The organism is Mesorhizobium sp. M0496 (assembly GCF_040321205.1).
Taxonomy (GTDB): Bacteria; Pseudomonadota; Alphaproteobacteria; order Rhizobiales; family Rhizobiaceae; genus Mesorhizobium.
Map to the genome: position 1 here is coordinate 1 of NZ_JAMYRC010000086.1, position 8,611 is coordinate 8,611.

At 60.9% G+C, this 8,611-nt stretch carries 8 protein-coding genes and 1 pseudogene; 7 read left to right on the top strand and 2 right to left on the bottom strand.

The features are described from left to right. Positions 1 to 115 precede the first annotated feature (115 nt). Entirely contained in the window at positions 116 to 967 is an 852-nt protein-coding gene (locus NKI73_RS33125; protein WP_352636222.1) for a hypothetical protein, read from the bottom strand. A gap of 368 nt (positions 968 to 1,335) precedes the next feature. Between NKI73_RS33125 and glmM the strand changes: the two genes are divergently transcribed. The 7 genes from glmM to NKI73_RS33160 all read left to right on the top strand — a co-directional run bounded on the left by glmM (position 1,336) and on the right by NKI73_RS33160 (position 8,415). Further along, complete coding sequence (gene glmM / locus NKI73_RS33130; RefSeq protein WP_352636223.1) at positions 1,336 to 2,688, top strand: phosphoglucosamine mutase; 1,353 nt, start codon at positions 1,336 to 1,338, stop codon at positions 2,686 to 2,688. 278 nt (positions 2,689 to 2,966) lie between these two features. Next, the gene (locus NKI73_RS33135; protein ID WP_352636224.1) at positions 2,967 to 3,803 is read left to right on the top strand and encodes an outer membrane protein; all 837 of its coding nucleotides are present in this window, start codon (positions 2,967 to 2,969) and stop codon (positions 3,801 to 3,803) included. Between the two features lie 208 nt (positions 3,804 to 4,011). Next, positions 4,012 to 4,785: an outer membrane protein gene (locus tag NKI73_RS33140; RefSeq protein ID WP_352636226.1), complete on the top strand. Its 774-nt coding sequence runs from the start codon at positions 4,012 to 4,014 to the stop codon at positions 4,783 to 4,785. Between the two features lie 200 nt (positions 4,786 to 4,985). Continuing rightward, entirely contained in the window at positions 4,986 to 6,161 is a 1,176-nt protein-coding gene (locus NKI73_RS33145) for a phosphoserine transaminase (protein WP_352636228.1), read from the top strand. 61 nt (positions 6,162 to 6,222) lie between these two features. Further along, entirely contained in the window at positions 6,223 to 7,824 is a 1,602-nt protein-coding gene (gene serA, locus NKI73_RS33150) for a phosphoglycerate dehydrogenase (RefSeq protein WP_352636230.1), read from the top strand. 95 nt (positions 7,825 to 7,919) lie between these two features. Then, a complete protein-coding gene (locus tag NKI73_RS33155) occupies positions 7,920 to 8,147 on the top strand; it encodes a DUF1902 domain-containing protein (protein WP_352636232.1) in 228 nt (75 codons plus the stop codon). A 73-nt stretch (positions 8,148 to 8,220) separates the two neighbouring features. Then, positions 8,221 to 8,415 (top strand): type II toxin-antitoxin system HicA family toxin, encoded by a 195-nt coding sequence (locus NKI73_RS33160; protein ID WP_224700558.1) that lies wholly within the window; start codon positions 8,221 to 8,223, stop codon positions 8,413 to 8,415. On the opposite strand, the pseudogene NKI73_RS33165 reads toward NKI73_RS33160, so the two are convergent. Continuing rightward, a pseudogene (locus NKI73_RS33165) lies at positions 8,416 to 8,526 on the bottom strand (EamA family transporter); the annotation flags it as partial. Positions 8,527 to 8,611 lie beyond the last annotated feature (85 nt).

Sequence of the window (8,611 nt, forward strand, 5' to 3'; positions counted from 1 at the left end):
TTTTGGCCGCGGGCGTTTGCCTCCAACCAGCCTGCCCGGAGCGCCGCCCAGAAAAAAAACGGCCCGCGAACATGGGGGTCCGGGGGCCTGTCCTTCTTTTAGATGTCGTTGTCGCTCAGCTCTTCAGCTTGGTGTTGCACAAGCTATAGAAGCCGCCGCCCTTCTGGATCCACTTGAGGCCACCAAGCGCGTTGGCGTCCTTAAGGGCATAGTACTGGTCGAGGCAGGTATGCATGCGGCCCTTGCCGGGGGTCTCGCTGGAATATTTCGGCGAGATCGCAGACGGGAACGTGACGCCCTTGGGCGCAACCGTCGTCGGCTTTGCAGGCTCCTTGGTGTAGCTCGCCTCATCGGCGGCCGGCACGGTGTCGTCATCCGACGCGCCGGCACCGCATTCGGTCTTGCGGAAGTCGTTCCACTTCATGCCTTTCAGCGTGTTGGCCGTCTTGGCGGCTTGGTACTTGGTGCTGCATTCGGCCATGCTCAGACCTTTGCCGCCACTGTCGGCGGGAGCCGCGGCAGCCTTGGTGGTTGCCGGCTTGGCGGCGGCAGCGGCGGATGCACCGGCGGCGCATTCGGACTTGCGGAAGTCGTTCCACTTCATGCCGTTCAGCGTGCCGGCAGCCTTCGCCGCCTGGTACTTGGTGCTGCATTCCTTCGCCGTCAGGCCCTTGGCCGTGCTGTCGTCGGCCGCAGCGGCTGCCTTGGCCGGCTTCGTATCGGTAGCCTTCTTGGTGTCGGCTGCTTTCTTGGTGTCGGCTGGCTTGGCGTCGGTCGTCGCCGCTGCGTCGGTGCCGCACTGGGCCTTGCGGAACTGGTTCCAGGTCGCCCCGGCGAGTGTCCCCGCATCCTTGGCGGCGTTGTACTTCGTGCTGCACTCGGCCATCGTCAGCGCGTTGGCTGGCGCAGCCAGGAACAAGGTCGCGACGGCGAGGCCGGTCAAAGTGGCAAGTCGGTGGATGAGCATAGCGTTTCTCCGTTGCAGCAGCCCATGATACGTCCCTGCGAATCATTAACGCTCAACGGTCGGTTGCGCCAGATGCTAAGTGGCGTATATATCGCCGAAAGCCGGCTTCTCCCGATAAGGTGATGAAATCGTTGCCCGTTGCCGGCTTCAGAGCAAGATTTTCCAGGTGCATCTGCGCTGAAAGGCTCGCATGACTGGTATATTGCAGCATCGCAGTCTCAGCCTGTTGGGTTGCAGTCATGTTGTGTGCAGTGCACAACAATGATTTTCTAAGGATTGGTAACATATAATCACACAATGTGATCATAGCGCCCTGGCCAATTGTGGCATGACGTGCCGGGGAAGAAACGTTGAGGAAACGGGCTAGCATGGCAGGCAATTATTTCGGCACGGATGGCATTCGCGGGCGCGCCAACAAGTTTCCGATGACCGCGGAAATCGCGATGCGGGTCGGCATGGCCGCCGGCCTCTCCTTCCAGCGCGGCAGTCACCGTCATCGTGTCGTGCTCGGCAAGGACACCAGGCTTTCCGGCTATATGATCGAGAATGCCATGGTCGCCGGTCTTTGTGCCGCGGGCATGGACGTATTCCTGCTCGGCCCGATCCCAACTCCGGCGGTCGCCATGCTGGTGCGTTCGCTACGCGCCGATATCGGCGTCATGATCTCGGCCTCGCACAATCCCTACTACGACAACGGCATCAAGCTGTTCGGACCCGACGGCTACAAGCTCTCCGACGAGATCGAGGAGCGCATCGAGAGCATGCTAGACAAGGATATCGAACTGGCGCTCGCCGATTCCGACGGGCTTGGCCGCGCCAAGCGCGTTGACGGCGTGCATGACCGCTACATCGAATTCGCCAAGCGCACCTTGCCGCGCTCGATGTCGCTCTCCGGCTTGAGGATCGTCGTCGATTGCGCCAATGGAGCGGCCTACAAGGTGGCGCCCGAAGCGCTGTGGGAACTGGGCGCCGAAGTCGTCGCCATCAATGTCGAGCCCAACGGCTTCAACATCAACAAGGAATGCGGCTCGACCCATCCCGCCGGTCTGCAGAAGAAGGTGCACGAAGTGCGCGCCGACATCGGCATCGCGCTCGACGGCGATGCCGACCGCGTCGTCATTGTCGATGAAAACGGGGCGATCGTCGATGGCGACCAGATCATGGCGCTGATCGCCGAATCCTGGCACCAGAGCGGGCGGCTTGCCGGCGGCGGCGTCGTTTCGACGGTCATGTCCAATCTCGGCCTCGAGCGCTTCCTCGGCGACATGAAGCTGCAATTGCATCGCACCAAGGTCGGCGACCGGTATGTCGTCGAGCATATGCGCGCACATGGGCTGAATGTCGGCGGCGAACAATCCGGCCATATCGTGCTGTCTGACTTTTCGACCACCGGCGATGGCCTCGTTTCGGCGCTGCAGGTGCTGGCCTGCATCAAGCGGCAGGGGCGGCCGGTCAGCGAACTGTCGAAGAAGTTCGAACCCGTGCCGCAACTCCTGAAGAACGTCCATATTTCCGGCGGCAAGCCGCTCGAGGAAGCACCCGTCAAGGCAGCCATCGAGGATGCCCGTAACCGCCTCGGCAAGGCCGGCCGGCTGGTTATCCGACCGTCCGGCACGGAGCCGCTGATCCGCGTCATGGCCGAGGGCGACGATCCGCAACTGGTCGAGTCCGTCGTCAATGGTATTGTTGAAGTCATCTCGGAAACGCGCAGCGCCGCCTAATCCCAGCGCGCCCGCAAGGGCGTCGCCTAGCGCCCGCAAGGGCGTTGCGCCGCAGCACTCCACCAGCTCAAAGCCCGCCCTTCCGGCGGGCTTTTTCGTTGGCCCGGAGGTCGCTTCGGGGTCTCCCGAAAACCGAGCCCCGATTCCTCGAAGTTTCGAGATTCGTGGTTAAGCAACAGGGTTAAACGCCTTTTAACCTTTGCAATTCATTATCCACGACTGAAAGCCAATTGCATTCGGACACGATGGCCGTTCCGAACTTCTCAGGGGTGACAAGCATGTTCAATACAGCAAGAAAGGTCCTGCTCGCCTTACTGTTCGCAGGCCTGGCAGGACCGCTGTTCGCAGCCGACCTGGCGGAACCGGTGGTCGAAGAGGCTCCGCCTCCGGCCGTCTACGAGCAGCCGGTCGAAGTCGGCGGCTGGTATATCCGCGGCGACATCGACTATCACAAGTCGACTGTGCGCGGCATCGACTATATGACCTACACCGTCGATCCCTGTAATTGTACGGTCACGCCCGGCACCAGAAGTTTCGATTTCGGCAAGCTCAAAGGCGGCTTCTCGCTCGGTGCCGGCGTCGGCTACAAGGTTAACGATTACTTCCGTACCGATCTGACCGCCGACTACTGGTTCAAGTCGAACTTCAACGGCGGCACCTCGGATATCAACGGAACATCGACCGAAGTGTCGAAGATGAGCGCCCTGCTGCTGCTTGCCAATGCCTATGCCGATCTCGGCACCTATCATGGCATCACGCCTTATGTCGGCGCCGGCATCGGCGGTGCGCGCGTCAAGTGGGATACTGTCTACGACCCGAACACCACCGAGACCAACCCGGGAGCGTCCAACTGGCGCTTCGCCTATGCTCTGATGGCCGGCGCGTCCTACTGCCTGACCGACAAGATCATCCTCGATGCCGGTTACCGCTTCAGCCATATCCAGGGCGGCCGCATGTTCGAATGGGATGTGAGCAGCGCCGGTCCCGGCTTCGACCGCGGCATCAACACACACGAGGTGCGCGGTGGCTTGCGTTACCAGTTCGGCGGCAACAACGGTTGCGCCGCGCCGGTCGTGGCCTACCAGCCCGAACCCGAGCCGATCTACACCAAGTAACACCAGCATTACCTGAAATTCTCGCGAACCGCCCGGCATCAGCCGGGCGGTTTTCGTTTGGACCCCATGTAATGAAAGCTCCTCGGAAATGAATTCGCTAACCCTCTGTTAGCCTTAACCGGCACTTAACCACTATGGTTAACAATGCTCCCTGAAACGATGGCTGCCGTTGCTATGCTGGCGGCGCCAAATTCGGGAGTCGGGGACCATGAAAATCATTTCGCGTGTGGCGCTGGCGCTTGGCGCCTTAGCCCTCTTGCCGCTGACGCCGGTGCACGCCGCCGACTACGATCCGCCGATCTATGTCGACCAGGCGCCCGACTATGTGCCGGTCGAGGTCGGTTCCGGCTGGTACCTGCGCGGCGATGTCTCGTACCTGGCGCAGAAGAGCTTCAAGAACGACAATTTCGCCTTTACGCCGGCAAGCTTCAGCGACAAGGAAGACCCCATCTTTGCCAGCGTCGGCTTCGGCTACCATTTCAACGATTATCTGCGCGCCGACCTCAATCTGGGCTATCTGCCAGGCAACAAGATCGGCGTCGGCTATGACGATTCGGCGATCGTGATAGCGCCGGACACGGCGACCGTGGCATCATCGTCCCTGAAGAACTACGCCTTCTCGGGCATGCTCAATGGCTATGTCGACCTTGGCACCTATGTCGGGATCACGCCTTATCTCGGCGCCGGTATCGGTGTCGTCCGCAGCAAGCGCAGCCTCTCAGCGAGCTACTTCACCGACAACAGCGATCCCAGCGATGATTTCGTACTGAATGACAGCAAGACCCAGTACTCCCTAGCCTATACGCTGAATGCGGGCCTTGCCTATCAGGTGTCGAAGAATGTCTCAGTCGATCTGGGCTATCAGTATTTCTCCGCGCCCGACGCCGAATACGTGACGGCCGAAAGCCTGACCTCCTTTCCTGTCCACAAGGGGATCAGCAACCATCAGGTCAAGCTCGGGCTGCGCTACGATCTCTGGTAGGCGCCGCGAGCACAAGGATCAGGACGGCGGATCTTCGGGTCCGCCGTTTGCGTTTGAAGTCACGACATCCTGATCACAGATTGCCGGTATCCTGACCGCGACAAAAACTTTCCTCTTGACGCCCGAAGTCTGAACGCATATCGCCGTCCGTGGGCCACCCCTCCCCAACGAGGGGCCACTATCTGGAAGGATAGACCACGATGACGACGCATACGAAGCCCGGACTCCGTCCGGCAAATCCCAATTTTTCCTCAGGTCCCTGTGCAAAACGCCCCGGCTGGTCGGTCGAGGCGCTGACAAATGCTGCGCTCGGCCGTTCCCACCGCGCCAAGATCGGCAAGGCCAAGCTCGAACAGGCGATCGCGCTGACGCGGGAAATTCTCCAGGTCCCTGCCGACTACCGCATCGGCATCGTGCCGGCGTCGGACACCGGCGCGGTCGAGATGGCACTTTGGTCGCTTCTCGGCGAGCGCGGCGTCGACATGGTCGCCTGGGAGAGCTTTGGCTCCGGCTGGGTCACCGACGTGGTCAAGCAATTGAAGCTCGCCGACGTGCGCAAGATCGAAGCCGGCTACGGCGAACTGCCGGACCTCACCAAGATCGACTTCGACCGCGATGTGGTCTTCACCTGGAATGGCACCACATCCGGCGTGCGCGTGCCGGACGGCGATTTCATTCCTGCTGATCGCAAGGGCCTGACCATCTGCGATGCGACTTCGGCCGCCTTCGCGCAGAGGCTCGATTTCGAAAAACTCGATGTCGTCACCTTCTCCTGGCAGAAGGTGCTGGGCGGCGAGGGCGCGCACGGCATGCTCATCCTGTCGCCCCGCGCCGTCGAGCGGCTGGAGACCTACAAGCCTTCATGGCCGCTGCCGAAAATCTTTCGACTGACCTCCGGCGGCAAGCTGATCGAAGGCATCTTCAAAGGCGAGACCATCAACACGCCCTCGATGCTGTGCGTGGAGGACTATCTCGATGCGCTCAACTGGGCGAAGTCGATCGGCGGCCTCGATGCGCTGATCGCCAGGGCGGATGCCAATGCGGCCGTCCTCGATCGCTTTGTCGCCAAGTCCTCATGGCTCGGTCATCTCGCCGTCGAGCCGGCGACGCGGTCGAACACGTCCGTGTGTCTTTCCTTCACCGATCCGGATGTGTCCGCGCTCGATGCCGATGGGCAAGCGGCTTTCGCCAAGGGACTGGTGTCGGTGCTCGACAAGGAAGGTGTCGCCTATGACATCGGCGCCTATCGCGACGCACCGCCCGGCCTGCGCATCTGGTGCGGCGCGACGGTCGAGACGTCGGATCTGGAAGCGTTGCTGCCCTGGCTCGACTGGGCCTTCGCCGCGCAGAAGGCGTCGCTGAAAGCGGCGGCCTGAGATTTTCCGTGGCGGCCTTCGGGCCACCCATCTCCCAACAATCCATTTCAAGGAGGCCGCCATGGCGCCCCGCGTTCTCGTCTCGGATAAACTTTCCATCACCGCCGTGCAGATCTTCAGGGATCGCGGCATCGAGGTCGACTATCTGCCCGATCTCGGCAAGGACAAGGAAAAGCTGCTCGAAGTGATCGGCCAGTATGATGGCCTCGCCATCCGCTCGGCGACCAAGGTCACGGAAAAGCTGATCAACGCCGCCACAAAACTCAAAGTCGTCGGCCGCGCCGGCATCGGCGTTGACAATGTCGACATCCCGGCGGCGAGCCGCAAGGGCATCATCGTGATGAACACGCCATTCGGCAATTCGATCACGACGGCCGAACATGCGGTGGCGATGATCTTCGCGCTTGCCCGCCAGATCCCGGAAGCCAACGCTTCTACCCATGCCGGCAAATGGGAAAAGAACCGCTTCATGGGCGTCGAGATCACCGGCAAGACGCTGGGCGTCATCGGCTGCGGCAACATCGGCTCGATCGTCGCCACGCGCGGCGTCGGGCTGAAGATGCATGTCATCGCCTTCGACCCGTTCCTGTCGGACAGCCGTGCCGAGGAGCTCGGTGTCGAGAAGGTCGAGCTTGACGAGCTTTTCGCGCGCGCCGATTTCATCACGCTGCACACGCCGCTGACCGACAAGACGCGCAACATCATCGACGCGGCCGCGATCGCCAAGATGAAGACCGGCGTGCGCATCATCAACTGCGCGCGGGGCGGGCTGATCGTCGAGGCTGACCTCATCGCGGCGCTGAAGAGCGGCAAGGTGGCGGGCGCTGGCATTGACGTGTTCGAGGTCGAACCGGCCGAGAACAATGAGCTGTTCGGCATGGAGAATGTCGTAGCGACGCCGCATCTCGGCGCCTCGACGGCGGAAGCGCAAGAGAATGTCGCGCTGCATGTGGCCGAGCAAATGGCGGACTACCTGATCAAGGGCGCCGTTTCCAATGCCATCAACATGCCGTCGATCACCGCCGAGGAAGCACCGCGGCTGAAGCCCTTCGTCAAGCTCGCCGAAGTGCTCGGCGCCTTTGTCGGCCAGGTCACCGAAGATCCGATCAAGGAGGTCGAGATCCTGTTCGACGGCTCGACCGCGTCGATGAACACACGCGCGCTGATCAGTGCCACCCTTGCCGGGCTGATTCGGCCGCAGGTCTCCGACGTCAACATGGTGTCGGCGCCGATCATGGTGAAAGAACGCGGCATCATCGTTGCCGAGGTCAAGCGCGACAAGTCGGGCGTGTTCGATGGCTACATCAAGCTGACGGTGAAGACCGAGCATATGACGCGCTCAATCGCCGGCACCTGCTTCTCGGATGGCAAACCGCGCTTCATCCAGATCAAGGGCATCAATCTCGATGCAGAGGTCGGCCAGCACATGCTCTACACGACCAATGCCGACGCGCCGGGCATCATCGGCCTGCTCGGCACCGTCTGCGGCGAGAACGGCGTCAACATCGCCAACTTCCAGCTTGGCCGCAACCGGCCGGGCGGCGATGCGATCGCGCTGCTCTATCTCGACGCGCCGTTCCCGGAGGCCGTGCTGGAAAAGATCAAAGCGCACAAGTCGATCGATTCGGCCAAGCGGCTGCAGTTCGACGTCAACGCGATGTAACCCAGGACTTGCTGTGAAGGATCGAAAGGCGCGGTCCAGTCCGCGCCTTTCGTTTTTGATGCCTTGATGTATTATCTGGCTGCGGAGACACGAAGATGAAACTGGTTGTTGATGTCCGTTGGGACAACGAGGCGTCGGTCTGGTACGCGATTTCGCGAGGCAAGACCGGACTGGCGACCGAAAGCGAATCTCTCGACGATTTGCGTCAGCGGATATTGGCGGTACTACCGGATTTGCTCGACTTAGAGGATGCCGTGGAACTCGACGTTGAACTTGTGGTTCACGACATTTCAACCGCGTCAAACCCACTCGCAGCGGAATAATCTCCGCAATAAGTCTACACCTCTGAAATCCGCTTAGAATGCGCTCAAGATTTTTTGAGGTCAGTGGGCGAGAATGCAGAATTTTGCCAAGCCACTAAAGAAATTGCTCACAGAGGCGGGTTGGAGATTGTTGCGGCAAGGCAAGGGCGACCATGAGGTTTGGTACAATCCTGAGACCCAACAACGCGTGACATTGGTTACGTTTTTGAAGTCCCGACATCTCGCCAACGACATTTTGAAGGATGCTGGCCTGCCAAAAGCCTTTTGATTATTTTGCTGCCTTGCGCCCGCTGTATTCGGCAAGTCCGATGCCGCCCAGCACCAGGACCAGCGCCATTGCCTGGTAGAGTTGGAACGTCTCGCCGACGATCAGCACCGATGACCTGCCACTGAACTGTCATCCAGCTGCGATTAGAGCCTCGACCGTTTTTGTTACGCCTTGTGGCGCGGGTTGAGCAACCGGC

Bases quoted from the DNA above. Each gene is read 5' to 3' on its own strand.
- NKI73_RS33125 (WP_352636222.1), bottom strand. From the start codon at position 967: ATGCTCATCCACCGACTTGCCACTTTGACCGGCCTCGCCGTCGCGACC.
- glmM (WP_352636223.1), top strand. From the start codon at position 1,336: ATGGCAGGCAATTATTTCGGCACGGATGGCATTCGCGGGCGCGCCAAC.
- NKI73_RS33135 (WP_352636224.1), top strand. From the start codon at position 2,967: ATGTTCAATACAGCAAGAAAGGTCCTGCTCGCCTTACTGTTCGCAGGC.
- NKI73_RS33140 (WP_352636226.1), top strand. From the start codon at position 4,012: ATGAAAATCATTTCGCGTGTGGCGCTGGCGCTTGGCGCCTTAGCCCTC.
- NKI73_RS33145 (WP_352636228.1), top strand. From the start codon at position 4,986: ATGACGACGCATACGAAGCCCGGACTCCGTCCGGCAAATCCCAATTTT.
- serA (WP_352636230.1), top strand. From the start codon at position 6,223: ATGGCGCCCCGCGTTCTCGTCTCGGATAAACTTTCCATCACCGCCGTG.
- NKI73_RS33155 (WP_352636232.1), top strand. From the start codon at position 7,920: ATGAAACTGGTTGTTGATGTCCGTTGGGACAACGAGGCGTCGGTCTGG.
- NKI73_RS33160 (WP_224700558.1), top strand. From the start codon at position 8,221: ATGCAGAATTTTGCCAAGCCACTAAAGAAATTGCTCACAGAGGCGGGT.